The organism is Lysobacter sp. SCRH-1R, assembly GCF_057747855.1.
This window is the reverse complement of the sequence record NZ_CM173227.1, coordinates 4039005-4063928: the sequence shown is the minus strand read 5'-3', so window position 1 is coordinate 4063928 and position 24924 is coordinate 4039005. Positions and strand designations below refer to the sequence as shown.

Sequence of the window (24924 nt, the reverse complement as noted above, 5' to 3'; positions counted from 1 at the left end):
CATCATGTGTCCCCCTACTCACGATCCGCCCCATGCAGCCCATCCTCCGTCCCCTCGGCCGAACCGGCCTGCGCGTCGCCCCGTTCGCCCTGGGTGGCAACGTGTTCGGCTGGAGCGCCGACGAGGCCACGACCTTCACCCTGTTGGATGCTTTCGTCGACGCCGGCTTCGACCTGGTCGACACCGCCGACTCGTACTCGTACTGGGTGCCCGGCAACCAGGGCGGCGAGTCGGAAGCGCTGCTGGGACGCTGGTTCCGCCGCAGCGGCAAGCGTTCGCGCGTGACGCTGGCGACCAAGCTGGGCAAGTGGGAACGCCACCGGGGGTTGGCGCCGGCGACGATCCAGGCGGCGGTCGAAGGCTCGCTCAGGCGCCTGCAGACCGACGCGATCGATCTCTACCAGGCGCACGAGGACGATGCGGCGACGCCGCTGGCCGAGACGCTCGGCGCGTTCGCGCGGCTGATCGAACAGGGCAAGGTGCGCGCGATCGGCGCGTCGAACTACACCGCCGCGCGACTGGGCGAAGCGCTGGACGTGGCCGAGCGCCACGGCCTGCCGCGATTCGAGACGCTGCAACCGGAATACAACCTCTACGCGCGGGCCGGATTCGAAGCCGCGCTCCAGCCGTTGGCGCGCGAACGCGAGGTCGCGGTGATCCCGTACTACGCGCTGGCGAGCGGCTTCCTCACCGGCAAGTACCGCAGCGAGGCGGACGTGGGCAAGAGCGCCGCGCGTGCCGGCGCGATCGGCAAGTACCTCAATCCGCGCGGGCTGCGCATCGTGCAGGCGCTGGACGACGTGGCCGCCGACCTGCGCGCCACGCCCGCGCAGGTGGCGCTGGCCTGGCTGATGGCGCAGCCGGCGATCGCCGCGCCGATCGCCAGCGCAACGTCGGTCGAGCAACTGCACGAACTGCTCGCGGCGGCGCGGTTGTCGCTCAGTGAAGCGCAGCTGGCGCAGCTGGATGAGGCGAGCCAGGAGAGGAACGAGTAGCGGGAAACGACAACACGTGAGCGCCGACTTTCCGTTCCCTTTTCCCGTGCCTTTCGCATGACATCACCATCGAACACCTCTTCCCGCCGCATCGGCCTGGCGATGGCCGCGACCGGCGCCATCCTGTTCTCGGCGAAGGCGATCCTGGCGAAGTTCCAGTACCGCTACGGCGTCGACTCGCTCGACGTGCTCGCGCTGCGCATGCTGCTGTCGCTGCCGCTGTTCGTCGCGCTGGGCATCCGCGAGACGCGCCGGCCCGACCATGCGCCGATGAGCCGCCGCGATTCCGGCCTGATCGTGATCCTCGGCGTGCTCGGCTACTACCTGTCGAGCCTGCTGGATTTCTGGGGGCTGGAGTACGTGCCGGTCTCGCTGGAACGGCTGATCCTGTTCCTCAATCCGACGTTCGTGCTGCTGATCGGCGTGTTCGCGTTCAAGCGCCGCGTCGCACGCCGCGAATGGCTCGCGCTCGCCGTCAGTTACGCCGGCGTGTCGCTGGTGTTCGTCGAGAGCGTGCGCGTGCAGGGCGAGCACATCCTGCTGGGCAGTGCGCTGGTGCTGCTGGCGGCGCTGAGCTACGCGCTGTACCTGTCGATGTCCGGCCAGCTGATCAAGCGGATCGGTTCGCTGCGCTTGGTGGCGTATGCGATGACGATCTCGACCGCGGCGACGCTCACGCACTACCTGATCGCGCGCGATCCCTCGCATCTGCTGGAACTGCCCGCGCCGGTGTACGGGCTGGCGGCGATCAACGCGTTCTTCTGCACCTTCCTGCCGGTGACCTTCACGATGGGCGCGGTGGCCCGGCTCGGTGCCGGCACGGCCGCGCAGCTGTCGGTGCTGGGGCCGGTGTCCCTGGTGTTCCTCGGCGCGTGGCTGCTGGGCGAGCCGATCACCGCCGTACAGCTGGTCGGCACCGCCGTGGTGCTCGGCGGCGTGCTGCTGCTCACGCGGCCGGGGGCGAATTCGGTGCCCGTCGCGGAAACGGCGCACAACGCGCCGGAAGACAGCGATGCCCAGAGGACCGGGACGCGCTAGAGCCGCGCGGCCCTACAGCCTGCGCCACTGCCCCGGCGCCAGCCCGTCAAGACGATGCGGCCCGATCGCCACCCGCACCAGCCGCAAGGTCGGCAGCCCGACCGCGGCCGTCATGCGCCGCACCTGTCGGTTCCGGCCTTCGCTGATGACGATTTCGAGCCACGCATCCGGCACCGTCTTGCGGAACCGCACCGGCGGATCGCGCGGCCACAGCGCCGGCGTGTCGATGCGGCGCGCCTTGGCTGGACGCGTCGGCCCATCGTTGAGCTGGACGCCGCGCCGCAGCGCCTCGACCTGCGCGTCGGACGGATCGCCTTCCACCTGCACCCAGTACGTCTTGGGTTCCTTGTGGCGCGGATCGGTCAGCCGGTGCGCGAGCGCACCGTCGTCGGTGAGCAGCAGCAGGCCTTCGCTGTCGTGATCGAGCCGGCCGGCGGCGTAGACGTCGCGTGGCAGCCCGAACTCCGCCAGCGTCCGCCGCGGCGGCGTGCTGCGGTCGGTGAACTGGCAGAGCACGCCGTAGGGTTTGTTGAGGGCGATGAGCATCTTCAAGCCCCTCTCCCTGCGGGAGAGGGGTTGGGGTGAGGGGTGGCGAAGTGGTGCGGCCGGCACTCCTCGTGCCGGCTTCCGAACCGGGTGGATTGGAATGGGAGCAGCGTGGGTTACGGCTTCACGAACCGCATCGTCATCCGATCGCTCTCCCCGATCGCCTTGTACTTCGCGTCGTCCTTCGCGTCGTGCTGGTTCGACGGCGGCAGCGTCCACACGCCGTTGGGATGATCGGCGGTGTCCTTCGCGTTGGCGTTGATCTCGCTCTTCGCATCCAGCTTGAAGCCGGCCTTCTGCGCCAGCTCGATCACCAGCGCCTCGGTGAGGTAGCCGGAGGTCTTCATCTTCTCGACGTCCGTGCCCGGCTTGGCACGATGGTCGACCAGGCCCAGCGTGCCGCCCGGCTTGAGGACGTCGAAGAACGCCTTGAAATACGCGTCCGCCGTGCCGTCGTCGACCCAGTTGTGGGCGTTGCGGAAGGTCAGGACCATGTCGGCCGAACCGGCGGGACCGAAGTCCGGCGCCTTCGGATCGAAGTTCTGGACCTTCGCCTTGCCGTACACGCCGGTGTCGGCGAGCCGCCTGGTCATCGCCTCGCTCTGGCGGTAGCGGTACTGCGGCTGGTTCGGGATCGCGGGGTCGTACATGGCCGCGACGTACTGGCCGCCGTCCTTCAGGTACGGCGCGAGGATCTCGGTGTACCAGCCGCCGCCGGGGGTGATCTCCACCACCGTCTGGTCGGGCTTCACGCCGAAGAAGGCGAGCGTCTGCGCCGGATGGCGGTACTGGTCGCGCAGCACGTTCTTCGGATCGCGCGTGGACGAAGCCACCGCAGCCTGCAGCGCCGGGTCGGCAACGGCGGTTGCGGGGGCCTTCTGCGCGGGCGTTGCCTGCGCGAGGGCATCGGCGTTGACGACGAGCAGGGCGGGGACGAGTGCGGCAAGCAGCAGGCGCTTCATGCGGATCTCCATGCGGATGGGCCGTGAACGGGCGGCCAGACTAACGCCAACGATGTGGCGGCCACCATCAACGGACGGCACGGGGCCGGGCTTTGGGTGCAGCTTTCGAAGGCGTTTTCGCGGCGGGCTTCGCGGCCGGCTTGCGACCGGGCTTGCCGGCCGGCCTGCGCGCGCCGGGCGTGGGCGGCGTCATCGCGTCGCTGGCCGCGTACACGGCCGCTTCCTCCAGCAGCCAGTCGCGGAACCGCGCCAGGCCGCGGTGATCGCGCGAACGCGGCGGATACACCAGGTAGTGCGCGAACTCGGTCTTCAGGCGTTCGTCGAACAGTTCGACCAGCCGCCCGGCCTCGATCAGCGGCCGGGCCAGCGTCACGCGTCCCAGCACGATGCCCATGCCTTCGGCCGCGGCGCGATGCAGGTTCTCCGAATCGTCGAAGATCGCCACGAAACGCGCCGGCGGCGAGCCGCCGAAGCGCGCGAACCACTCGCTCCAGCGACCGCCCGGCGCGCCGAGCAGCGGGAACTGGTCGAGGTTGGCGAGCGTCGGCCGGCCGAGGCGTTCGATCAGCGCGGGGCTCGCGGTCGGGGTCATCCAGTCGTCGAACAGGTGCACCGCTTCCACGCCCGGCCACTTGCCCGGGCCGAAACGGATGCCGGCGTCGATGGCCATTTCGCGCGAGAAGTCGATCGGATCGACGTTCGATTGCAGGCTGATCTCCAGCTGCGGATGCGCGGCGAGGAAACGCGGCAGCCGCGGCACCAGCCAGCTGGAGGCGAAGGAGGGCATCAGCGTCACCGCGAGCGCGTCGTCGCGACGCACGCGGCGCGGCGCGAGCGCCAGTTCGATCGCTTCCAGGTGCGGCGCGATGCGGTCGTACAGCACCTGGCCGTGTTCAGTGAGCTTCACCCCGCGCGCGCCGCGCACGAACAGGCGGCGGTCGAGGCGTTCCTCGATCGCGCGGATCTGGTGGCTCAGCGCACTCACGGTCAGGTGCATGGATTCGGCGGCACGGGTGAGGTTCCCCGCGCGCGCGGCGGCGATGAAACCCATCAGGGCCTGCAACGGCGGACGGCTCATTCGACCTCCTCCCGGCAACGGCGCCTCTTGAAGCGGATTCAACACTGGCTTGCAGAACCGTCGCTTTTTCGGGCTCCGGCGCGGGCGTATCTTGCAACGCACTCAAGGAAGTTGTCCACGCCACGCAGGCCGCCGCACACCGGGAGTAACGCCATGAACGTGTTCACCAACCTCTTCTTCTCGCAGGGCCAGCAGGCCCGGCCGCATCCGTTCGACGAGGGCGACGATCGCTACGCGCACGGCTACGGCAACCGCATCGCCTCGGCGCGCGTGTTCGCTCCGCTGGGCCATGCCAGGGCGGAGCGCCCGGACGATGCCGCTTCGCTCGCGTTCGACGCCGAGCTGGCGCTTGGCGGTTGCGGCTGAGGCATAACCACCGCCGACCGCGAAGTTCCCCGCTTCAATCTCCAGGCCTTTTCCCCAGCGCCGCGTCCCACCGCGGCGCTTTTCTTTTCCTGTCCGACGAACGGACCTCACCGGCCCGGCCGCGCTGGCGATTGTTTGCCCCAGATGAAGGGCCTACAATCGCGAACGATTCTCATTCGTTGGCGAGCCGGCGTCGTGGAGCCGGTGTTCCCGGGACGGGCGCCAACCTTACCCACAGGTCCCCGATGCAATCCCTCCGTTCGTCCGTCCGGTCGCTGCCGGTCTCGATCCGCCACGCCCTCGCGCTCGCGCTGCTCGCCGGCGCGGCCATGCCTGCTTCCGCACAGGACAGCGCGACCGACCTCGATTCCGTCGAAGTCCGCGCCCCCATCGCCCGCACCGCCGGCACCGCGACCAAGACCGACACGCCGATCCGCGAGATCCCACAGTCGATCTCGGTCGTCACCGACCTGCAGATGAAGGAGCGCGCGATCCACGGCATCGAGGAAGCGATGTGGTTCACCGCCGGCGCGCAGGGCGGTGGCTACGGCGGCGATCCGCGTTCGGACTGGCTGCTGCTGCGCGGCTTCACCCCGGCGCGCTACCTCGACGGCCTGGCGCTCGCCGACGGCAGCGGCACCGGCATCACCCGCATCGAGCCTTACGGCCTGGAGCGCGTGGAAGTGCTCAAGGGCCCGGCGTCGGTCGCCTACGGCGCGATGCCGCCGGGCGGCATGGTCAATTACGTGAGCAAGCGTCCGACCAGCGAAACCCTGCGCGAAGTCGAGGTGCAGGTCGGCAGCTACGACCTGTTCCAGCTCGCCGGCGATTTCGGCGGCAAGCTCACCGACGACGGCGTGTGGACCTACCGCCTCACCGCGCTGGCGCGCCAGAGCGACGACCAGGTCGATTTCGTCCACGACGACCGCTATTTCATCGCGCCCGCGCTGACGTGGAAGCCGGACGAGGCGAACTCGCTGACCCTGCTCGCGCGCTGGCAGAAGAACGACACCGTCGCCGGCGCCGGCTTCCTGCCGGCCGAAGGCACGCTGCTGCCGAACCCGCACGGCCGCATCCCGCCCAACCGCTTCACCGGCGAGCCGGGCTTCAACAACTACGACAAGACGATGTCGTCGCTGGGCTGGGAGTATTTCCATGACTTCGGCGGCGGCGCGACGTTCCGCCAGAACCTGCGCTACGGCGTGACGGAGATCGATCCGAGCACTTCGGTCGGTGCGTTCGGCCTGCTCGCCGACCAGCGCACGCTGATGCGCTACCTGTGGAACACCGAGGAAGAGAGCAGGAACTTCGGCGTCGACAACCAGCTGCAGTTCGACTTCGCCACGGGCGCGGTCGAGCACACGCTGCTCACCGGCCTGGATTTCCGCCGCGCGCGCAACGACTACGCGTCGGCCTTCACCTTCGAAGGCGCACCGACGCTGGACATCTTCGAGCCGGTGTACGGCGCGCCGATCGTCGAGCCCGACTTCACCTCGCGCACGCGCCAGACGCAGTCGCAGTTCGGCCTGTACGCGCAGGACCAGATGAAGGTCGACCGCTGGGTCGTCACGCTTGGCGCGCGCCAGGACTGGGTCGGCACCGACACCCATGAAGTGATCGGCGGCGCGCAGTCGCACCAGAGCGACGACAAGTTCTCCGGCCGCGTCGGCGTGAACTATCTCTTCGACAACGGTTTCGCGCCTTACATCGGCTGGTCGCAGTCGTTCCAGCCCACGGTGGGCACGGACTTCTTCGGCAACGCGTTCGTGCCGACCACCGGCGAGCAGACCGAAGTCGGCATCAAGTACCAGCCGGCCAGCAACCGCATCCTCGCCACGCTCGCCGCGTACGAGCTGGTGCAGGAAAACACGCTGGTGGTCGATCCGAACCACACGCTGTATTCGATCCAGCAGGGCGAGACGAAGGTGCGCGGCGTGGAGCTGGAAGGCCGCTGGAACCCGGGCAACGGCCTGAGCGTCTACGGCGCCTATACCTACACCGATTCGGAAGTGACCCAGTCCACCGATCCGCTGTCGGTCGGCAAGGAAATCCCGTTGCAGCCGGAGAACGTCGCCTCGCTCGGCGGCGATTACACCATCACCTCCGGCCCGCTCGCGGGCCTGGGCTTCGGCGCGGGCGTGCGCTACACCGGCGCGCACTACGGCGATGCGTACAACGACTGGCGCACGCCTTCGTACACCCTGTTCGACGCGTCGGTGCATTACGACATCGGCGCGTGGCGCCTGCAGCTAAATGCGCAGAACGTCGGCGACAAGGAATACATCGCCACCTGCAACAGCGCGACGTGGTGCTACTACGGCTACCCGCGCACGGTGACCGCGACCGCGCGTTACCAGTGGTGACCTGACGGATCGACACCATGAACCCGCTCGCCGCCACCATCGCCGCCATCGCGCTGTCGCTGCTCTCCGCGGCATCGCTGTATGCCGCTTCGAGACATTGCCGCTGGCCGGCATGGCGGCGGCATGCCGCGCGCGGCAAGCTCGTCGGCGGCGTGCTGGCGATCGCGTCGCTGTGGGTGTGGATCGCGCAGCTCGGCGTGGGTGCCGGACTGTGCGCGATGCTGGGGACGTGGATGCTGGGGTTGATGGCGTTCCCGTATCTCGCATGGCGCACCGGCGCGGAAGACAACGGAGGAACCCGCTGATGTGGTCGCGCGCGTTCGCCGGGATCGTGCCGGGCTTCCTGTTGTCGGCGGGCGTGGTCGGGCTGGTCGCGTGGTCCCTGCCGGGCCCGTGGCAGGCCACGATCGTTCCCGGAATCATCGCGTTCTTCATCGTGTGGATCGCGGTGATGGGCGCGAGCTTCCAGTTCGCCAACGGCAAACGCGCGTGGGCGTGGCTGGGCTCGCTCGCCGCGGTGTCGCTGGGCGCGCTGTGGCTGCTGCAATGGCTGCGCTGGATCGAGTGAGGCGGACATGAAACTTTCCTCCAACACGCTGCGCACGTTCACCACGCTGCACACCTGGGTCGGGCTCGTCGCGGGCTTCGGATTGTTCGTCGCGTTCTACGCGGGCGCGATCACCATCTTCCACCACGACCTGCAGGCATGGCAGTCGCCGCACGGCATCCACGCCACGTCGCAGACGCTCGCGCAGGCGCAACACCTGCTCGACGAAACGCTGGCGCGCCATCCCGACGCGCGCAAGCACGTGGGCATGGTGTTCCCCGGCGAGGAATACCCGGTCACCGCGACCTACTGGCCGGATGCGAACGGCACCTGGCACTACGCCACGACCGAGCATCCCGAAGGCACCGGCGAGATGCCCGGCGGCGTGCTGTCGGAACTGGTCAACGCGCTGCATTACTCGCTCGGCATCCCGGTGGCCGGCACGTACCTGATGGGCATCGTCAGCCTGCTGTACGGGCTGGCGCTGATTTCCGGCGTCGTGATCCACCTGCCCAAGCTCGTCGACGACCTGTTCGCGCTGCGCCCCGGCCGCAACCTCAAGCGCATGTGGCAGGACGCGCACAACGTCATCGGCGTGCTGAGCCTGCCGATGCACATCATGTTCGCCGTCACCGGCGCGCTGCTGTGCCTGGCGATGATCGTGATGCTCGCGCTCAACCCGCTGGTCTATCGCGGCCAGCTGATGACCGCGCTCGGCCCGGCGATGGACACCGCGCCGGTGATCGCGCCGGCCGGTCGCGAGCAGCCGATCGGCTCGCTGGCGATGTGGCGCGAGCGCGCGATCGCCGTGGCGCGCGAGCAGGGCCTTGCCGATTTCGAACCCGCCTACCTCAAGCTCGCCAATGCCGGCGATGCGAACGCGACTGTGGAAGTCACCGGCGAATCGTCGGGCACGCTGGGCCCGCCGGGATCGGTCGCGATGAACGCCAACACCGGCGAGGTGCTCGCCACGCAGCTGCCCGGCCAGCGCGATGCGAACCACGCCACGCTCGCCTCCGCGTACGCGCTGCACTTCGGCGAATTCGGCAACGCCTGGGTGCAGTGGCTGTACTTCCTGCTCGGACTGGGCGGCGCGTTCCTGTTCTATTCGGGCAACCTGTTGTGGATCGAATCGCGCCGCAAGCGCCGCCAGGCCGAACAGGGCCGCGCGCAGCTGTGGATGGCGCGCGCGACCGTCGGCGTGTGCATCGGCGTGTGCGTGGCGATCTCGGTGGCGTTCATCGCGACGCAGCTGCTGCAGTCGCCGGCGCTGTCGGGCGTCGGACTCGCCTTCGGCGTGAACGCCGCGTGCTTCGCGGCCTGGGCGCTGTGCGCGCTGTGGGCCGCGCTGCGTCCGCCGATCCGCGCCGCGCAGGAACTGCTGTGGGCGGCGGCGTTCACGACCGCGTTGATCCCCGCCGCCCACGGCGTCGTCACCGGCGCGTGGTGGTGGACCAGCGCCGCGGCCGGGCAATGGTCCCTGTTCGCGATCGACGCGGGCGCGATCGCGATGGCGGTCGGCTTCGCATGGCTCGCCCGCGTGACCGCGCGACGCATGCGCGAAGGCGAAGCGAACAGCGTGTGGGCGTTGGCGCCGGCGGCGGTCGCCGCGCGCGTCGAAGCGCCGCAGCCCTGAACGGGCGCGTGACGAACGCGCCATCGCCGATGCCCCGACGCCGCGCCTGAAGCCTGCGTGGCATCATCGGCGGCATGCAGGGCGTGCCCGGGAATTTCGATCATCCGCTGGACCGGGCGCAGTTCCGCCGCCCGGCGCATCGGGCGGGCGTGGAGCTCTATCGGGCGCACATCGTGCGCCACGCCTTCGAGCCGCACACGCACGAGGCGTACGGCCTGGGCGCGATCGAAACCGGCGTGGAGCGGTTCCGCTATCGCGGCAGCGATCACCTGGCGCCGCAGGATTCGCGGGTGATGATGAATCCGGACGTGCTGCATACCGGCCGCGCCGAGACCGACGGCGGCTGGCGCTATCGCATGGCCTACATCGACGCGGAGGTGGCGGAGACCGTGACCGGACAGCGCGGACTGTGGTTCCGCGATGCGGTCGAGCACGATGCGCTGCGCGCGCGGCGGGTCACCGGACTGCTCGATGCGTTGTGGTGCACCGATGAACCGCTGGCCTTCGACGGGCTGATGGTGGAGTTGCTCGATGCGTTCTCGGACCAGGCGCGCGCCGCGCGTCCGGCGGAGCGGCATGCGTCGCCGCGCTTCGCGCGCGTGGTCGAGTACCTGCGCGACAACCTCGCGCGGCGACTCACGCTGGATGAACTGGCGGCGGTCGCGGAGCTGAGCCCGTTCCATTTCCTGCGCGCCTTCCGCGCGCAGTACGACGCCACGCCGCAGCAGATGCTGATGGCGCTGCGCTTGTTCGAGGCGAAGCGGCGGCTGGCCGGCGGCGTCGCGCCGGCGCAGGTGGCGGTCGAAGTGGGCTTGAGCGACCAGGCGCACCTGACGCGGGCGTTTGCGCAGCGGTATGGGGTGACGCCGGGGCGGTATCAGAGGCAGGTGCGGGGTTGAGCTTTCGATCTCCTCCTTCTCCCTTCGGGAGAGGATGCCGGAGGGCGGAGGGGGGGCGGAGGATCAAGGCTGCAACCCGCCTCACTGCGCTGGTGGGTGTGCGCTTCCACGTCGTTGCCCTCACCCACCTCTCCCGCAGGGAGAGGGGTTCAGACCGCAATCTCCTTCAATACACCTACCCCACAAAGCCCCACGCTGCGCCCATGTGGACCGGAACCCTCTACGCCCTCGCCGCCGGCCTGATGTGGGGCCTCGTCTTCGTCGCGCCGCTGCTGCTGCCGGAGTACCCGGCAACACTGCAGTCGGTCGGGCGTTACCTCGCCTTCGGGCTGATCGCGCTGCCGCTGGCGTGGATGGACCGCGCGGCGCTGCGGCGCCTGTCGCGCGCGGACTGGATCGAGGCGCTGAAGCTCGCCGCCATCGGCAACCTGCTCTATTACGTGTGCCTGGCCAGCGCGATCCAGCGCGCCGGCGCGCCGCTGCCGACGATGATCATCGGCACGTTGCCGGTGGTCATCGCCATCAGCGCGAACCTGCGCGACCACCGCCGCGACGGCCGCCTGCCGTGGCGGCGGCTGGCGCCGTCGCTGCTGCTGATCGCGCTCGGCATCGCCTGCGTCAACCGGGTCGAGCTGGAAGCGCTGCGCGCGCAGCCCGACGCCAGCGCCGCGCGCTACCTGCAGGGTGCGCTGCTGGCGGTGGTCGCGGTGGCGTGCTGGACCTGGTATCCGCTGCGCAACGCCGACTGGCTGCGCGCGCATCCGGACCGCAACCCGCGCACCTGGGCCACCGCGCAGGGCGTCGCGACCCTGCCGCTCGCGTTCGTCGGATACGCGTTGCTGTGGGCCGGGATGGCCGCGGTGGGCAGCGACTTCGCGATGCCGCTCGGCCCGCGTCCGTGGTTCTTCCTCGGCCTGATGGCGTGCATCGGACTGTTCGCCTCGTGGCTCGGCACGATGTGCTGGAACGCCGCCAGCCAGCGGCTTCCCACCGCACTGGTCGGCCAGCTGATCGTGTTCGAGACGCTCGCCGCGCTCGCCTATGCCTTCATCCTGCGCGGGCGCGTACCCGAACCGCTGACCCTGGCCGGCATCGCGCTGCTGATCGCGGGCGTGATGTGGGCGGTGCGGATCCGCCCGGAGCCGGTCGCCGCCGAAGGCCATGCGGGCTGAACTCCGCCGGCTGAACCTCGCGGCCTGAACGCGCCTTTCGCGCGGCGTGAAGGCCGCCGCGGTTCCGCCATCACGCGCGAGCCGCTACGATCCCCGCACGGCGCGGCGAAGCATCGCGCCGCCTGGGATGGAGCGCACGGGGAAGCGCATGTCGACGAGACTCCTGATCGTAGTGCTGTCGCTGGCATTGGGCGCGGTGAGCGGCGCGTTCGGCTGGTCGCTGATCGCCGGCAAGCGCCAGGCCGCCGCACTCGCCGCCGCGCGCGAGGAAGGCCGCAAGGCCGCCGAGAAGGCCTACAGCGACGAGATGGCCGCGCTCAAGCCGGTCAGCTTCGCAAAGGCGGCCGATGCCGACAGCAAGGCCGGCGGCGTGCAGTTCGGCTACGAATACGTGAAGCCGAAGAACCCCGAGCTCGAACCGTTCTACAAGCTCGCGCACGACACCGACATGCTGCGCCACATCCCCGAGGTGCAGGCCATCGACGGCATGCTGATGCTGCCGCGCCCGATCAACTACGTGACCGCCGAATGCGGCGAGGTCAACGCGTTCTATTCGCCCGAACGCAACGAAGTCGTCATGTGCTACGAGACCATGCAGGTGCTCGAGCAGCGCGGGCGCGAACTCGCCGCGCACAACAAGCTGCCCGACACCTACGCGCAGCAGTACCTGGATGCGAACTTCCGTTTCATCCTGCTGCACGAGACCGGCCACGCGCTGATCACGCTGCTGGAGATCCCGATCACCGGCCGCGAGGAAGACGCGGTCGACCAGCTCGCGACCACGCTGATGCTGCGCTTCGCCGGGCTCGACGAATCGACGACCACCGTGACCGAGAACCTGCGCATGGCGTCGAACTGGTTCCTCGCGCGCAGTACCGGCGAGTACAACCTCGACGCCTACGCCGACCAGCACGCACTGGGCGAGCAGCGCTATTTCAACCTGCAGTGCCTGCTGTACGGCAGCGATCCGGCGCGTTACCTGAGCATCGTCACCGACGGCGACCTGCCGGAGGCGCGCGCCAAGGGATGCCCGGAGGAATCGCGCCGCGTCAGCCGCTCGTGGCTGCGCCTGCTGCTGCCGTACGTGGCGCCCAAGTACGAGATGACCGAAGAGAAGGCGAACCGCCTGTTCGAACAGCGCGACCGCGAACGCGAGCGCAATACGGACCGGTCGTACATCCGCTGAGGCTGGACGCGAGCGGGAAGCAACGGGGTTGGGCACGCGGGTGCACTGTTCACGGCTACCGGCCCCGATCACTCGTTCCCCGTTTCCGGTCCTTCATCGTCCCAGGCCCGCGTTCGTCGCAGTCGGGCTTCCGCCCCGCCCCCGGGCCGCTATGCTGCGCCGCATTCCATCGTGTCGGGACGTTTCGTGCTCAAGGGTCTGGCCTTCGTACTGCGCATCGCCGCCGCCTGGCTGCTGGCGTTGCTGGTCGTGTCGGCCATCTGGAACGAACTGCCGGTGCTCGGCCGGCACGATTGGCTGCTCAGCATCGCGGGCATGGCGACGATGGCGCTGGTCGTGGTCGCCGCGTCCTCGCACCTGGGCCGTGTTCGGCTGATCGCGGGGCGCGTCGACAAGGAAGCGCTGGACAACCGCCAGCGCCGGCAGGTGGAAGTCCCGTTCGATGCGGGCGAGGCGTTCGATCTGGTCGAGGCCGCCGTGCGCGAGCTCCCCCGCGTGCAGCAGGTCGAAAGCGCGCGCGACAGCCTGCAGCTGCGCGCGATCGTGGAACGCCCCGATAACGACGGCGATTACCCGCTGGGCCGCTGGAACCCGATGCGCTGGTTCGGCGTGCCGCGCAACCGCATCCACGCCACCGTGGTGCCGGGCCACGACGCGGCCAGCGTCACGCTGATCTGCGAACCCGAAAGCCCGACGTGGAGCGACTGGTTCCTGGTCGATGAAGGCACCAACTTCGAGAACGCCGAGGCGATCGCGCGCGCCATCAGCCGGCGCGTCGCGCAGCGCCGGCGCGACGAGAAGTCCGAAGCCGCGCAGACCGCCACAGAGAAGGAACTCACCGTCGCGCGCCTCAACCTGCTGCACGCGCAGGTCGAACCGCACTTCCTCTACAACACGCTCGCCAGCGCGCAGCTGCTCACGCGCAGCGATCCGGCGCGCGCCGACGAGATGCTCGGCCACCTCATCCAGTACCTGCGACGTTCGCTGCCGAGCACCGACAACGAGATGTCCACGCTGGGCGTGGAACTCGAACGCGCGCTGGCCTATCTGGAAATCCTCAAGATCCGCATGGGTTCGCGACTGTCGGTGCAGGTTGATGTCCCCGAATCGCTGCGCGCCACGCCGCTGCCGCCGATGGTGTTGCAGACGCTGGTGGAGAACGCGATCAAGCACGGGCTTGAACCGCGCACCGGCGGCGGCACCGTGTGGATCCGCGCGCGCCGCGTGGACGACGTCGTCGCCGTCACCGTCGCCGACGATGGCGAAGGCTTCAACACGAAGACCAGCGGCACCGGCATCGGCCTGAAGAACGTGCGTGAACGCCTGCGCCTGCTGTATGGCGCCAGCGCGGCGCTGTCGGTGGTCGCGAATTTCCCCAGCGGCGTGGCCGCGACCATCTCCGTGCCGCCCGCGATTCCGACGGAGAACCGTCATGTCTGAGACGACGCTGTCCGAGCGTGCTTTCACCTGCATCGTCGCCGAGGACGAGACGCTGCTGCGCGAGGCGCTGGTGAAGCAGCTGCGCGAAGCGTGGCCGGAACTGCAGATCCTCGCCGAATGCGAGGACGGCGCGAGCGCGCTCGAAGCCCTGTCCGAACACACGCCGGGCGTCGCGTTCCTCGACATCCGCATGCCGGGCATCACCGGGCTCGAAGTCGCCGCCGCCTCTGCGCAGGTTTCGCCGCGCACGCAGATCGTGTTCGTCACCGCGTTCGACCAGTACGCGATCGACGCCTTCGAACGCGGTGCGGTCGATTACCTGCTCAAGCCGATCTCGCCCGCGCGTCTTTCCACCACCGTGCAGCGCCTGAAGGAGCGCACGGGCCAGAACGACGCGGCCGTGCTGGCCGATCTGCTGCAACGGCTCGGTGCGCGACCGGCCGCCGCCACGTCGACGCCGCTGACCTGGATCACCGCCAGCGCCGGGCGCGAGACGCGGCTGATCCTGGTGGACGAGGTCGCCTACTTCCGCGCCGACAACAAGTACACCACCGTCGTCACCGCGGAAGGCGAAGCGCTGCTGCGCACGCCGATCCGCGAACTGCTGGGCGTGCTCGATCCGAACACGTTCAAGCAGATCCACCGTTCCACCATCGTCAACCTCAAGGCGATCGCCGGCATCGTGCGCGACGACACCGGGCGCGGCACGGTGCGCCTGAAATCGCGGCCCGAAACGCTGCCGGTCAGCGCGCCGTTCATGGCGCTGTTCCGCCACATGTAACACCGACGCTTCCGGCAACGGATCGCCATTCCATCTGCGAGGTGCACCATGAAGTTCCAGGCGCTGTTGTATTTCGTGCTGTCGATGTTCGGTTGCGACGTCGGACGAAGCACGTTCGTCGACCGCATCGTGCATGACGGCGCGGCCACGCTGGAGAGCCGCGCGGTGGTCGAAGCCGGCATCGCGCGCTTCGAATGCCTGCGCAGCGCGAGCGGGCAGTGCTACTACACGTTGTTCCCGCGCGATTGTTCCGCTTCGAACGGCAAGGATGCGGGCTGCCTGACGAAGCCGATCCGGCAGTTCGCCGTCGCCGATGGCGACACGAGGCAGATCGCGGGGCTGCGGGATTTCCGGTTGTGCGTGAGCGATGAGAATGGCGCTGCGGCGCCGGCTTGCCCGGTGGCGAAACCGACCGCGCGCTGACCGCTCTTGTAGCCCGGGTAAGCGAAGCGCACCCGGGGAAACGTTCCGAGAGGCCTCGGGTGCGCTTCGCTTACCCGGGCTACAAAGGCTGGTAAGCGAAGCCAGCCGGAAGTTGTCGCACAAACGACGCGCCATCGCGCGTCACTTCACCCCTCCCCAATCCTCCCCTGCAAGCAGGGGAGGCTGACGGGGGCGACGGACCCTCAGAGGGCCGCGAGCGCCGCGTTGAACGTTTCGCTCGGACGCATGGCCTTGGCGAGCTTGCCCATGTCGGGGTGGTAGTAACCGCCGATGTCCACCGGCTTGCCCTGTGCGGCGATCTGCTCGTCGACGATCTTCTGCTCGTTCGCTTCCAGCGCGTCGGCGAGCTTGCCGAAACGCGCGGCGAGTTCGGCATCGTTCGTCTGGTTCGCCAGCGCGCGCGCCCAGTACATCGCCAGGTAGAAATGGCTGCCGCGGTTGTCGATGCCGCCGACCTTGCGCGAGGGCGACTTGTCGTTGTCGAGGAACTTCGCGTTCGCCTCGTCCAGCGTGTCGGCCAGCACCTTCGCGCGCGCGTTGCCGGTGTGGTTGGCGAGGTGTTCCAGCGAGGCGGCCAGCGCGAGGAACTCGCCCAGCGAATCCCAGCGCAGGTAGTTCTCTTCGACGAACTGCTGCACGTGCTTCGGCGCCGAACCGCCGGCGCCGGTCTCGAACAGGCCGCCGCCCGCCATCAGCGGCACGATCGACAGCATCTTCGCGCTGGTGCCCAGTTCCATGATCGGGAACAGGTCGGTGAGGTAGTCGCGCAGCACGTTGCCGGTGACCGAGATCGTGTCCTTGCCGTCGCGGATGCGCGACAGCGACAGCTTCATCGCCTCCACCGGCGACAGGATGCGGATGTCCAGGCCTGCGGTGTCGTGGTCCTTGAGGTAGCGCTCGACCTTCGCGATCAGGTTCGCGTCGTGCGCGCGCTGCGGATCGAGCCAGAAGACGGCCGGCGTGGTCGATAGGCGCGCGCGGTTCACCGCGAGCTTCACCCAGTCCTGGATCGGCGCGTCCTTGGTCTGGCACATGCGCCAGATGTCGCCGGCTTCGACCGTGTGCTCCATCAGCACGTGGCCGGCGTCGTCGAGCACGCGCACCACGCCGTCGGCGGGAATCTGGAAGGTCTTGTCGTGGCTGCCGTATTCCTCGGCCTTCTGCGCCATCAGGCCGACGTTGGGCACCGAGCCCATCGTCGCCGGATCGAACGCACCGTGCGCCTTGCAGTCGTCGACGACCGCCTGGTAGATGCCGGCGTAGCAGCGGTCGGGAATGATCGCCTTGGTGTCCTGCAGCTTGCCGTCGGTGTTCCACATGCGGCCGGAGTCGCGGATCATCGCCGGCATCGACGCGTCGACGATGACGTCGCTGGGCACGTGCAGGTTGGTGATGCCCTTGTCGGAATTCACCATCGCCAGGCCCGGGCGACGCGCGTATTCGGCGGCGATGTCGGCCTCGATCGCGGCGACGGTTTCCGGCGGCAGCGACGGCAGGCGCGCGTAGAGGTCGCCGATGCCGTTGTTCGCGTCGAAGCCGGCGCGGGCCAGCACGTCGGCGTGCTTGGCCAGCGTGTCGCGGTAAAAACGCTTGACCACGATGCCGAACATGATCGGATCGGACACCTTCATCATCGTGGCCTTCAGGTGCAGCGAGAACAGCACGCCACGCGCGAGCGCGTCGTCGATCTGCGCATCGACGAATGCCGACAGCGCCTTGGCGCTCATCAGCGAGGCGTCGATCACTTCGCCGGCCTGCACCTTGATGTTGGTCTTGAGCATGCTGCGGCGGCCGTCGCTGCCGGTGAGCTCGATCGAGACCGTGCCCGCCTTGTCGATCACCTTGGACTGCTCGCTCGCATAGAAATCGCCGGCGTCCATGTGCGCGACGTGCGAGGCCGAATCGGTGCTCCACGCGCCCATGCGGTGCGGATGCTTGCGCGCGTAGTTCTTCACCGACAGCGGCGCGCGGCGGTCGGAATTGCCTTCGCGCAGCACCGGGTTCACCGCGCTGCCCTTGACGCGGTCGTAGCGCGACTTGATGTCGTTTTCCTGCTCGCCCTTGGGCTCTTCCGGGTAATCCGGCAACGCGTAGCCCTGCTGCTGCAGCTCGGCGATGGCGGCCTTGAGCTGCGGCACCGACGCGGAGATGTTCGGCAGCTTGATGATGTTCGCGTCCGGCGTGGTCGCGAGCTGGCCCAGTTCAGCCAGGTCGTCGGCGATCTTCTGGTCGGGCTTCAGCAGTTCGGGGAACTGCGACAGGATGCGGCCGGCCAGCGAAATGTCGCGCGTTTCGACCGCGATGCCCGCCGGCGCGGTGTAGGCCTCGATGATCGGCAGCAGCGACTGCGTGGCCAGGAACGGCGCTTCGTCCGTCAGCGTGTAGAGGATCTTGGGCGTGTTGGGCATGTCGGCGTGACTCGCTAGCGGAAGACGGGGGCGGGTGCGCGGCTCGTCGCGGCGTGGCGCCGGCGCGGCCTGTTCGACGCGCGCGCCTGCTCATGGAGAGGGGGCGCGCAACGCGGCATTGTCGCGGTTTCGATGCAGCGCGGCAAAGCGCGCGAGCGCAACGCTGCGGGCCGCTACCGCACGCGGCGGTATGGCGCGGTCAGGCCGCGCCGCAGCACTTCTTGTATTTCTTGCCGCTGCCGCACGGGCAGGGTTCGTTGCCGTCGGGCGTGGCTTCGCGGCGGATGGGCTCGCGCGGCGTCAGCGTGTCGATGCGCAGGTGGTGCAGGTCGGCGAGCATGCCCGGCAGCGACGCGATGATCTCCAGCCGTTCGCGATAGCTGACCGGCTCGCCGGGCGCTTCGGGATCCTCGCCGACGATCTCGCCGCTGGCGAGGCGGTCGAAGCGCAGGAAGATCTCCTCGACCCAGTCGTGTTCGTCGAGCCAGCGGTCCCAGGCGATCTCGCTCAGTTCGACCGCGCGGAAGAAGCCGAAGGCCCAATCGCGGCCGACGTCGAGTTCGTCGTCCTGTTCCTCTTCCGGATTTTCCGGCAGCCACAGCAGCGGGGCGAGATGGTCGGGCAGGTCGTCGTCGCCGTGGCGCACGCGCTGGTTGGCCATGTTCCAATGGCCGAGCAGCAGGGCCTCGACCTGCTGGCGTTCCTCCTCGTCCTTCCAGCGCGGCGGCGTGCCCCACACGGCGGTCTGCCACTGCTCGAAGGGGATCGTCTCCGGCCCGACGGCCAGCGCCGAGAGATAGCCGTCCAGCGCCTCGAGGTTGAAGCCCTTGAACGGCACGGCGCGCTGGTCGAGCAGCTCGGCCAGGCGTTCGATCTGATCGTCGTCGAGGTAGTTGGGGGCAGCGGGTTTCATGGCGGCTCGGGCTACGCGGGGGCGGGTCATGGTAGTCGCAGAGGGGTTGTCTCGCCGAGAATTCGTGCATGAGCTCCGTGAAATCCACCCCGATGGCGCCTTCGGCCGCATGCCCCTGCGGTCGCGGCCGTCCCTACGGCGAATGCTGCGGCCCGCTGCACGCGGGCGCGGCGGCTCCCGACGCGGAGGCGCTGATGCGTTCGCGCTACAGCGCGTACGTGCTGGGCGACGTGGCGTACCTGCTGGCGAGCTGGCATGCGGACACGCGGCCGGACGCGCTCGACCTGGGCGACGTCGCCGGGACGCGCTGGCTGGGGTTGGACGTGAAGCGGCACACGCCGGTGGATGCGGACCACGCGATCGTGGAATTCGTGGCGCGATACCGCGTCGGCGGCGGCTCGGCGTTCCGGCTGCATGAGATCAGCCGCTTCGTGCGCGAGGACGGGCGCTGGTTCTACGTGGGCGGGGTGCTGCCGGCGCGGTGATGCGCGCGCGGCGCGTGCCGGCAGGTACCTTCAAGCACACAAAAAAAGGGCGCGGTAGGGAGCCGCGCCCATGCTTGCCCACCCGTGGGTGGGGGAGAGAGACGATTACTTCACCTCGAAGTCGCGCGTCTGCACGACGGCGCCGTCGAGCATGACTTCGAGCTTGTACTTGCCGGTCGGGAAGCCCTTCGGGCTGTTGATGCTGAAGACCGTCTGGCCCGGGCCGGCGAAGTTGATGTCGGCGGTGTCTTCCTTGACGGTCTGGCCGTCCTGGAAGGTCCACTTCGCGCCGAGCTTGGCCGGCACCGCGGCGGCCGGGTCGGACGTGGTCGTGCCCACCGAGGCGTTGATCGTGTCGCTCGGCTTGAACGTCGCGGTCGGCGCGGCGACCTTCTTGTCGGCGCCGACGCTGGAGCCCAGATCGACCGTGGTGACCGACACCGTCGCGGCGGGCGCGGGTGCCGGAGCGGGCGCAGGCGCGGCCGGTTCGGTCGTCGCCGGCGGCGTGGTGGTGACGGCGGGTTCTTCTTCCTTCTTCTTGCAGCCGACCAGGGCCACCGACACGAGCAGCGCGGCGGCGATGGCGGTATGCAGGCGGTTACGGGTCGTCATCGAAACTTCTCCTGGGAAGGGCTTGGGCGGTGGGCTGGCGGCGTCATTCGCCGGCCGGCGGAATGCGCAGCACCTGGCCGGGCTGGATGCGGTCGGGATCGTCCAGCTGGTCGCGGTTCGCGTCGAAGATCGCGTTCCACCTGCTGGCCTTGCCGTAGAACTGCTTGGCGATGTGCGAAAGCGTGTCGCCCTTCTGCACGGTGTACGTCTGCGCTTCGCCCGCGGTGGCGGACGTGATCTGCTCGGTGGAGCTGATCGAAGACTGGACGTCGCCGAAATCCGGCTTGATCTGCTCCGTGCTCTCGACGTTGCTCTGCACGTCGGAGAAGTCGGCCTTCTTGTCCGGTGTGGTCACGTGGGGTGTCTCCTGCGCAATGGCGGAGGCACCTTCGCACGCGCCCTGTTAAGGGTAGGTAATCGGAATGCGCGGAAATTCCGCGTTGACGCCGCTCGTCATTGCCGTTCGTCGCGACCCGGCGCCGGGCGCTCGATTCCGGGCGTCGCGCGCCACGGATTGATGTCCAGTCCGCCGCGCCGGGTGTAGCGCGCTTCGACCGACAGGCGCTGCGCGCCGGTACGTGCGACGAGATCGACGAACACGCGCTCGACGCACTGCTCGTGGAACTCGGCGTGGTCGCGGAACGAGACGAGGTAACGCAGCAACGCGGCGCGATCGAGCTTCGGGCCGTGGTAGTCGATCACGATGCGCGCCCAGTCCGGCTGCCCGGTGACGGGGCAGTTGGACTTGAGCAGCGAGCTGGTGAGCGTCTCGGTCACCACGTGCGAGGCGTCGGCGGCGAGGTGGTCCGCATTCGGCGGGCCGTAGTCGTCGATGTCGATGTCGAGCGAATCGATGCAGTCCATCACCGCGTTGTCGGGCGCGGCTTCGTCGATCGGCGGCAGGCCGAACTCGACGTCGACCGGCGCACCGGCCACGCGCGTGAGGTCTTCGACGATGCGCGCGCGCACGTCGGCTTCCGATGCGAAGCGCGAGGCGTTGAACGAGTTGAGGTAGAGCTTGAGGGACTTGGATTCGACCAGGTTCGGCGAAGTGGCCGGCACCGTGATCGTCGCCGTGGCCACGCGCGGCTTGCCGCGCGCATCGAGCCAGCTCAATTCGTAGGCGTTCCAGCGATCCACGCCGATGAAGGGCAGGGCGCCCGCGTCGATGCCGATGTGGTCGCGGCCGAGCGATCGGGCGATGGGGAACAGCAGGCTCGCGTCGTACTCGCGCGGGTAATCGACGTGGCGGCCGAGGGGGAGATCGTGGTTCATCGCGCGATTTTACCTGCCGCGCAGGCGCGTCCTTCGCACGCGCGCGCTTTGCCGAAGCGGGCGTCGGACTCCCGCGCCACATCGAAGTTCCTGCACCTGCCAGTTCAGTATTCAGGTTAAATTTGAGTTAGGTCCGGATACTCCCTCGGCACCGGCGCCACTCGCGTGTCCCCCAAGGCGCCGGATCCAGAACAAATAAAGAGGCTGAGACCTTATGAAGCGTTCCCTGCTTGCCCTGACCCTGCTGGCCGCGCTGCCGTTCGCCGCGTCCGCTGCCGAAAACGTGTCGTACAACTACATCGAAGGCGGCTACGTCGGTACCAGCACCGACACCATCGGCGGTTTCAACGACACCCCGGACACGGACGGCTGGTCGGTCGGCGGCTCCGGCGCCATCGCGCCGAACTTCCACCTGTTCGGCAACTACAGCAGCCAGGAGTTCGACCACAACTTCGGCGACCTGGACCGCTGGCGCCTGGGCGTGGGCTACAACCACGAGATCAACTCCAGCGTCGACCTGCTCACCCGCGTCGCCTACGAGAAGGCCGAGTTTGATGCCATCGACCTGGACGGCTGGAGCGTGGAAGCCGGCGTGCGTGCGGGCCTGACCCCGAACATCGAAGCCTTCGCGCTGGCCGGTTACGAGGACTACGACCAGGGCGTCGACGGCGAGTTCTACGGCCGCGTCGGTGCGCAGGTGAAGTTCAACCAGACCTGGGGTATCAACGGTGAAGTGAAGTTCGTCGACGGCTACACCGAGTACTTCGTCGGTCCGCGCATCAGCTTCTGATGCCGACCCCGCGGTAACACGACAACGCGTCTCTCTCCCCCGATGTCGTGACTGGAAGCCCGGCCTGGCCGGGCTTCTTTTTTGCCTTCGCCCTGGCCGCCGTGCTGGCGGCCGTGCCGACGCGCCACATCGAAGGCTACCTGCTGGCCGGCTACCAGAATTACGACGGCGGCATCGACGGCGAGTTCTACGGTCGCCTCGGCGCTCAGGTGAAGTTCAATCCAATGTGGGGCATCAGCGCCGAAGTGATGTCCATCGACGGAGACAACCGGTTCTTCATCGGTCCCCGCGCCAGTTTCTGACCCGCGACGCAAGCGCCTCTCCGCACTCCCGCAAAGCCCGGCCACGCCGGCTTTTCCTTGCGCCGGTAGACCACCGGACGGCCATTGTATTAACGGATTCTTCACGCTATCGTGCGCCCACCGCTGCAATGGCGGCCAGGGATTCATCACCAAAAGGACCAGGGGAATCATGAAGAAGCGTTTCGTTCTGGCTGCCATGCTGGCGGCCGTGCCGTTCGTCGCCTCCGCGCAGGACAACGGCCTGAGCTACACCTACGTCGAAGGCGGCTACAACCAGCTGCGCATCGACCATGACGAGGACGAGCTCCTCGGCGACTTCGACGCCGACGGCGCCTACCTGCGCGGTTCGGTCGCGATCAGCCCGTCGTTCTATCTGTTCGGCAGCTACGCCAGTGGCGAGGACAGCGACAGCGTGAGCATCGACCTGGGGCTCGACGAGGTCTACGAGGCGAAGGTCGACGACGAGCTGACCACCACCGAGTTCGGCGTCGGCTATCACATGCCGATGGGCGAGCGCGTGGACTTCATCGGCGAGCTGGCCTACTTCCGCATGGAAGAGGAGTTCAAGATCTCCGACGAGGAAGGCACCGTTTCGGACAAGTGGCACGTCAACGGCGGCCGTGCGTCGGTCGGCCTGCGCGGCGGCAACGAGCGCGCCGAGGGCTGGGTGAAGGTCGGTTACCTCGACGCCAGCGACTTCAGCGGCAACTTCGTCGGCAGCGTCGGCGGCCAGTTCAAGTTCAACCGCACGTGGGGCGTGGTCGGCGAAGTGGAAGTCTTCGACGAGCTGTCGCACTACATGGTCGGCGTGCGCGCCAGCTTCTGATCGAAGCCGGATGCAGCACCGGAAAGACCCGGCTCCGGCCGGGTCTTTTCGTATGCGACGCCCGCCTCATGCCGGACGCACGCTTTCGTGCGAAAGTCCGGCTCGCGTTTGTGCACCTTTCGGGGATCGGATGAAGAAGCAACTCGCACTGGCGGTGGCGCTGGCCGCCGCGCCGTTCGCCGCGCTTGCCGGCGGCCACAGCTATACGTACATCGAAGCCGGTTACGCCCGGCTCGACCAGGAACTGCCGTCGCCGGCGGGGTTCGACGTCGACGACATCGAAGCCGGCGGTTTCTACCTCGCCGGGTCCGTGGCGGTCGCGCCGTCGGTCCACGTGTTCGGCGCTTACCGTGATGGCGACGACGACGTGGGCATCTCGCTGCCGTCGGGTGGCGAGATCGCCAGCGCCGGCGTCGACATGTCGCAGGGCGTGCTCGGCGTGGGCTGGCACCACGACCTGCGCGAGCGCACCGACCTGGTCGCCGAGCTGAGCTGGCTCAGCACGAAGATCGACGTGGAAGACGACCAGGAAGGCGCCAACGACGGTGACGACGTACGCGCGGCGGTCGGCGTGCGGCACCTCATCGCCGACAACGTCGAGCTGTGGGTGAAGGGCAACTACACCGATGGCGACGTCTACGACGGCGCCTTCAGCGCCAGCGCCGGCCTGCAATACAAGCTCACCCGCAATTGGGGCCTGGTGGCCGAAGCCGAAGGCGGCGGCGACACGGCGATGTTCGGCGTGGGCGTGCGCGCGAGTTTCTAGGAACTTCACCGCAACGAAAAAGCCCGGCCTTGGCCGGGCTTTTGTTGATGACAGTGCCAGCGATCAGCCGAACAGGTTGCGCGGATACTCAGGCTTCTGTTCGCGCGACAGCAGCAGTTTCAGTCCTTCGCCCGGCGTGATGGCGCCATGCAGGACGCATCGCACCGCGCTGGAGATCGGCAGCTCGATGCCGTGACGTTCGGCCTGGCGCATGACCTCGTCGGCGGTCTGCACCGATTCGACGACCTGGCCGATTTCGCGGACGGCGTCCTCGATCGACTGGCCGCGACCGAGCGCGAGGCCCAGACGCCGGTTGCGCGACAGGTCGCCCGTACACGTGAGCACCAGGTCGCCCAGCCCCGCCAGGCCCATCAGTGTTTCCGCCTTGCCGCCGATGGCGTGGTTCAGCCGCAGCATCTCGTTGAGGCCCCGGGTGATGAGCCCGGCGCGGGCGTTGAGGCCCAGCTGCATGCCGTCGGCGACGCCGGTGGCGACCGCGAGGACGTTCTTCATCGCGCCGCCGAGTTCGGCGCCGAGCATGTCGTTGCCGGTGTACGCGCGGAACGCCGGGCCGTGCAGCGCATCGGCCACGCCTTGCGCGAACCGCGCGTCGTTGCCGTGCACCGTCAGCGCGGTGGGCAGGCCCTGCGCGACTTCCTTCGCGAAGGAGGGGCCGGTCACCACGGCCAGCGGCACGTCGGGACCGAGCACCTCTTCGGCGACTTCATGCAGGAACCGGCCGCTGCCGGGCTCGAAACCCTTCGTCGCCCAGGCCACGCCCGCGTGTGCCGGGCGATGCGGCGCGAGCGTGCGCAGCGTCTGCGCGAAGGCGTGCGAGGGCACGACGACCAGCACGAAGTCGGCGTCCTTCAGCGAGCCGGCGAGGTCGGTGGTCGCGCGCAGGGACGCCGGCAGCGGAATGCCGGGGAGGTAGCGCGGGTTCTCGTGGCGGGTGTCGATGGCCTCGATGCAGTCCGCATCGCGACCCCACAGCACGGTCGGATGACCATGCCGTGCGATCAGGGCCGCCAGGGCGGTGCCCCAGGAACCCGCGCCGAGCACCGCGACGCGCGGAAGTGCGTTCGCTTCCATGC

The 24924-nt window shown here is 68.7% G+C and carries 26 protein-coding genes and 1 pseudogene; 18 read left to right on the top strand and 9 right to left on the bottom strand.

The window, feature by feature from the left end:
- Positions 1-32: 32 nt before the first annotated feature.
- Together AC3ANK_RS18545 and AC3ANK_RS18540 are read left to right on the top strand one after the other, a co-directional pair.
- Positions 33-995, top strand: a complete 963-nt coding sequence (locus AC3ANK_RS18545; protein ID WP_484171705.1) for an aldo/keto reductase — start codon at positions 33-35, stop codon at positions 993-995.
- A gap of 57 nt (positions 996-1052) precedes the next feature.
- On the top strand, positions 1053-2033 hold the full coding sequence (locus tag AC3ANK_RS18540; RefSeq protein ID WP_484171704.1) for a DMT family transporter: 981 nt from the start codon (positions 1053-1055) through the stop codon (positions 2031-2033).
- 12 nt (positions 2034-2045) lie between these two features.
- On the opposite strand, the gene AC3ANK_RS18535 is transcribed toward AC3ANK_RS18540, so the two are convergent.
- The 3 genes and pseudogenes from AC3ANK_RS18535 to AC3ANK_RS18525 form a co-directional block, all read right to left on the bottom strand.
- Positions 2046-2579: a pseudouridine synthase gene (locus tag AC3ANK_RS18535; protein ID WP_206862120.1), complete on the bottom strand. Its 534-nt coding sequence runs from the start codon at positions 2577-2579 to the stop codon at positions 2046-2048.
- A 116-nt stretch (positions 2580-2695) separates the two neighbouring features.
- Entirely contained in the window at positions 2696-3541 is an 846-nt protein-coding gene (locus AC3ANK_RS18530; RefSeq protein ID WP_484171703.1) for a class I SAM-dependent methyltransferase, read from the bottom strand.
- Positions 3542-3674: 133 nt separating this feature from the next.
- Positions 3675-4619, bottom strand: a pseudogene (locus AC3ANK_RS18525) (LysR substrate-binding domain-containing protein); the annotation flags it as partial.
- Positions 4620-4772: 153 nt separating this feature from the next.
- On the opposite strand from AC3ANK_RS18525, the gene AC3ANK_RS18520 reads away from it, so the two are divergent.
- The 11 genes from AC3ANK_RS18520 (at position 4773) to AC3ANK_RS18470 (ending at position 15432) form a co-directional block, all read left to right on the top strand.
- On the top strand, positions 4773-4985 hold the full coding sequence (locus AC3ANK_RS18520) for a hypothetical protein (RefSeq protein ID WP_484171702.1): 213 nt from the start codon (positions 4773-4775) through the stop codon (positions 4983-4985).
- A 245-nt stretch (positions 4986-5230) separates the two neighbouring features.
- A complete protein-coding gene (locus AC3ANK_RS18515; protein WP_484171701.1) occupies positions 5231-7348 on the top strand; it encodes a TonB-dependent siderophore receptor in 2118 nt (705 codons plus the stop codon).
- Between the two features lie 17 nt (positions 7349-7365).
- The gene (locus AC3ANK_RS18510; protein WP_484171700.1) at positions 7366-7653 is read left to right on the top strand and encodes a hypothetical protein; all 288 of its coding nucleotides are present in this window, start codon (positions 7366-7368) and stop codon (positions 7651-7653) included.
- Positions 7653-7916, top strand: a complete 264-nt coding sequence (locus AC3ANK_RS18505; RefSeq protein ID WP_206861968.1) for a hypothetical protein — start codon at positions 7653-7655, stop codon at positions 7914-7916. Before AC3ANK_RS18510 ends, AC3ANK_RS18505 begins: the two co-directional genes overlap by 1 nt.
- Before the next feature lie 7 nt (positions 7917-7923).
- Entirely contained in the window at positions 7924-9531 is a 1608-nt protein-coding gene (locus AC3ANK_RS18500; RefSeq protein ID WP_484171699.1) for a PepSY-associated TM helix domain-containing protein, read from the top strand.
- A gap of 74 nt (positions 9532-9605) precedes the next feature.
- Positions 9606-10430 (top strand): AraC family transcriptional regulator, encoded by an 825-nt coding sequence (locus AC3ANK_RS18495; RefSeq protein ID WP_484171698.1) that lies wholly within the window; start codon positions 9606-9608, stop codon positions 10428-10430.
- Positions 10431-10633: 203 nt separating this feature from the next.
- On the top strand, positions 10634-11602 hold the full coding sequence (locus AC3ANK_RS18490; protein ID WP_484171697.1) for a DMT family transporter: 969 nt from the start codon (positions 10634-10636) through the stop codon (positions 11600-11602).
- A 148-nt stretch (positions 11603-11750) separates the two neighbouring features.
- A complete protein-coding gene (locus AC3ANK_RS18485; protein WP_206861971.1) occupies positions 11751-12788 on the top strand; it encodes a DUF4344 domain-containing metallopeptidase in 1038 nt (345 codons plus the stop codon).
- A gap of 186 nt (positions 12789-12974) precedes the next feature.
- Entirely contained in the window at positions 12975-14228 is a 1254-nt protein-coding gene (locus tag AC3ANK_RS18480) for a sensor histidine kinase (protein ID WP_320415211.1), read from the top strand.
- Entirely contained in the window at positions 14221-15009 is a 789-nt protein-coding gene (locus AC3ANK_RS18475; RefSeq protein ID WP_484171696.1) for a LytR/AlgR family response regulator transcription factor, read from the top strand. The genes AC3ANK_RS18480 and AC3ANK_RS18475 overlap by 8 nt, the downstream gene beginning before the upstream one ends.
- A 48-nt stretch (positions 15010-15057) precedes the next feature.
- Positions 15058-15432, top strand: a complete 375-nt coding sequence (locus AC3ANK_RS18470) for a hypothetical protein (RefSeq protein ID WP_206861973.1) — start codon at positions 15058-15060, stop codon at positions 15430-15432.
- A gap of 203 nt (positions 15433-15635) precedes the next feature.
- Here the strand turns inward: AC3ANK_RS18470 and AC3ANK_RS18465 are convergent, their stop codons facing one another.
- Both AC3ANK_RS18465 and AC3ANK_RS18460 read right to left on the bottom strand, forming a co-directional pair.
- A complete protein-coding gene (locus tag AC3ANK_RS18465; protein WP_484171695.1) occupies positions 15636-17861 on the bottom strand; it encodes an NADP-dependent isocitrate dehydrogenase in 2226 nt (741 codons plus the stop codon).
- Positions 17862-18060: 199 nt separating this feature from the next.
- Positions 18061-18774, bottom strand: a complete 714-nt coding sequence (locus AC3ANK_RS18460; protein ID WP_484171694.1) for a UPF0149 family protein — start codon at positions 18772-18774, stop codon at positions 18061-18063.
- Between the two features lie 68 nt (positions 18775-18842).
- On the opposite strand from AC3ANK_RS18460, the gene AC3ANK_RS18455 reads away from it, so the two are divergent.
- Positions 18843-19259, top strand: coding sequence for a YchJ family protein (locus tag AC3ANK_RS18455; RefSeq protein WP_484171693.1), 417 nt, complete (start codon positions 18843-18845; stop codon positions 19257-19259).
- A 105-nt stretch (positions 19260-19364) separates the two neighbouring features.
- Here the strand turns inward: AC3ANK_RS18455 and AC3ANK_RS18450 are convergent, their stop codons facing one another.
- From AC3ANK_RS18450 to queF, 3 genes are all read right to left on the bottom strand, one after another.
- Entirely contained in the window at positions 19365-19871 is a 507-nt protein-coding gene (locus tag AC3ANK_RS18450; protein WP_484171692.1) for a hypothetical protein, read from the bottom strand.
- A gap of 43 nt (positions 19872-19914) precedes the next feature.
- Positions 19915-20226, bottom strand: a complete 312-nt coding sequence (locus tag AC3ANK_RS18445; protein ID WP_320415202.1) for a LysM peptidoglycan-binding domain-containing protein — start codon at positions 20224-20226, stop codon at positions 19915-19917.
- A 98-nt stretch (positions 20227-20324) separates the two neighbouring features.
- On the bottom strand, positions 20325-21146 hold the full coding sequence (gene queF / locus AC3ANK_RS18440; protein ID WP_484171691.1) for an NADPH-dependent 7-cyano-7-deazaguanine reductase QueF: 822 nt from the start codon (positions 21144-21146) through the stop codon (positions 20325-20327).
- Between the two features lie 214 nt (positions 21147-21360).
- Here queF and AC3ANK_RS18435 point away from each other — a divergent pair, with 214 nt between their 5' ends.
- The 4 genes from AC3ANK_RS18435 to AC3ANK_RS18420 all read left to right on the top strand — a co-directional run bounded on the left by AC3ANK_RS18435 (position 21361) and on the right by AC3ANK_RS18420 (position 23830).
- Positions 21361-21936: an outer membrane beta-barrel protein gene (locus tag AC3ANK_RS18435; protein ID WP_206861979.1), complete on the top strand. Its 576-nt coding sequence runs from the start codon at positions 21361-21363 to the stop codon at positions 21934-21936.
- 47 nt (positions 21937-21983) lie between these two features.
- The gene (locus AC3ANK_RS18430; protein WP_484171690.1) at positions 21984-22238 is read left to right on the top strand and encodes a hypothetical protein; all 255 of its coding nucleotides are present in this window, start codon (positions 21984-21986) and stop codon (positions 22236-22238) included.
- Between the two features lie 169 nt (positions 22239-22407).
- Positions 22408-23064, top strand: a complete 657-nt coding sequence (locus AC3ANK_RS18425; protein ID WP_206861980.1) for an outer membrane beta-barrel protein — start codon at positions 22408-22410, stop codon at positions 23062-23064.
- Between the two features lie 130 nt (positions 23065-23194).
- Positions 23195-23830: a hypothetical protein gene (locus AC3ANK_RS18420; protein ID WP_206861981.1), complete on the top strand. Its 636-nt coding sequence runs from the start codon at positions 23195-23197 to the stop codon at positions 23828-23830.
- A gap of 63 nt (positions 23831-23893) precedes the next feature.
- Here the strand turns inward: AC3ANK_RS18420 and AC3ANK_RS18415 are convergent, their stop codons facing one another.
- The gene (locus tag AC3ANK_RS18415) at positions 23894-24922 is read right to left on the bottom strand and encodes an NAD(P)H-dependent glycerol-3-phosphate dehydrogenase (protein ID WP_206861982.1); all 1029 of its coding nucleotides are present in this window, start codon (positions 24920-24922) and stop codon (positions 23894-23896) included.
- Positions 24923-24924 lie beyond the last annotated feature (2 nt).

Excerpts from the sequence above, each read along its gene's own strand:
- AC3ANK_RS18435 (WP_206861979.1), top strand. The coding sequence starts at position 21,361 with ATGAAGCGTTCCCTGCTTGCCCTGACCCTGCTGGCCGCGCTGCCGTTC.
- AC3ANK_RS18455 (WP_484171693.1), top strand. The coding sequence starts at position 18,843 with ATGAGCTCCGTGAAATCCACCCCGATGGCGCCTTCGGCCGCATGCCCC.
- AC3ANK_RS18530 (WP_484171703.1), bottom strand. The coding sequence starts at position 3,541 with ATGAAGCGCCTGCTGCTTGCCGCACTCGTCCCCGCCCTGCTCGTCGTC.
- AC3ANK_RS18470 (WP_206861973.1), top strand. The coding sequence starts at position 15,058 with ATGAAGTTCCAGGCGCTGTTGTATTTCGTGCTGTCGATGTTCGGTTGC.
- AC3ANK_RS18540 (WP_484171704.1), top strand. The coding sequence starts at position 1,053 with ATGACATCACCATCGAACACCTCTTCCCGCCGCATCGGCCTGGCGATG.
- AC3ANK_RS18505 (WP_206861968.1), top strand. The coding sequence starts at position 7,653 with ATGTGGTCGCGCGCGTTCGCCGGGATCGTGCCGGGCTTCCTGTTGTCG.
- AC3ANK_RS18510 (WP_484171700.1), top strand. The coding sequence starts at position 7,366 with ATGAACCCGCTCGCCGCCACCATCGCCGCCATCGCGCTGTCGCTGCTC.
- AC3ANK_RS18415 (WP_206861982.1), bottom strand. The coding sequence starts at position 24,922 with ATGGAAGCGAACGCACTTCCGCGCGTCGCGGTGCTCGGCGCGGGTTCC.
- AC3ANK_RS18465 (WP_484171695.1), bottom strand. The coding sequence starts at position 17,861 with ATGCCCAACACGCCCAAGATCCTCTACACGCTGACGGACGAAGCGCCG.
- AC3ANK_RS18420 (WP_206861981.1), top strand. The coding sequence starts at position 23,195 with ATGAAGAAGCAACTCGCACTGGCGGTGGCGCTGGCCGCCGCGCCGTTC.
- AC3ANK_RS18485 (WP_206861971.1), top strand. The coding sequence starts at position 11,751 with ATGTCGACGAGACTCCTGATCGTAGTGCTGTCGCTGGCATTGGGCGCG.
- AC3ANK_RS18515 (WP_484171701.1), top strand. The coding sequence starts at position 5,231 with ATGCAATCCCTCCGTTCGTCCGTCCGGTCGCTGCCGGTCTCGATCCGC.
- AC3ANK_RS18500 (WP_484171699.1), top strand. The coding sequence starts at position 7,924 with ATGAAACTTTCCTCCAACACGCTGCGCACGTTCACCACGCTGCACACC.
- AC3ANK_RS18535 (WP_206862120.1), bottom strand. The coding sequence starts at position 2,579 with ATGCTCATCGCCCTCAACAAACCCTACGGCGTGCTCTGCCAGTTCACC.
- AC3ANK_RS18490 (WP_484171697.1), top strand. The coding sequence starts at position 10,634 with ATGTGGACCGGAACCCTCTACGCCCTCGCCGCCGGCCTGATGTGGGGC.
- AC3ANK_RS18545 (WP_484171705.1), top strand. The coding sequence starts at position 33 with ATGCAGCCCATCCTCCGTCCCCTCGGCCGAACCGGCCTGCGCGTCGCC.
- AC3ANK_RS18450 (WP_484171692.1), bottom strand. The coding sequence starts at position 19,871 with ATGACGACCCGTAACCGCCTGCATACCGCCATCGCCGCCGCGCTGCTC.
- AC3ANK_RS18460 (WP_484171694.1), bottom strand. The coding sequence starts at position 18,774 with ATGAAACCCGCTGCCCCCAACTACCTCGACGACGATCAGATCGAACGC.
- queF (WP_484171691.1), bottom strand. The coding sequence starts at position 21,146 with ATGAACCACGATCTCCCCCTCGGCCGCCACGTCGATTACCCGCGCGAG.
- AC3ANK_RS18425 (WP_206861980.1), top strand. The coding sequence starts at position 22,408 with ATGAAGAAGCGTTTCGTTCTGGCTGCCATGCTGGCGGCCGTGCCGTTC.
- AC3ANK_RS18495 (WP_484171698.1), top strand. The coding sequence starts at position 9,606 with ATGCAGGGCGTGCCCGGGAATTTCGATCATCCGCTGGACCGGGCGCAG.
- AC3ANK_RS18475 (WP_484171696.1), top strand. The coding sequence starts at position 14,221 with ATGTCTGAGACGACGCTGTCCGAGCGTGCTTTCACCTGCATCGTCGCC.
- AC3ANK_RS18520 (WP_484171702.1), top strand. The coding sequence starts at position 4,773 with ATGAACGTGTTCACCAACCTCTTCTTCTCGCAGGGCCAGCAGGCCCGG.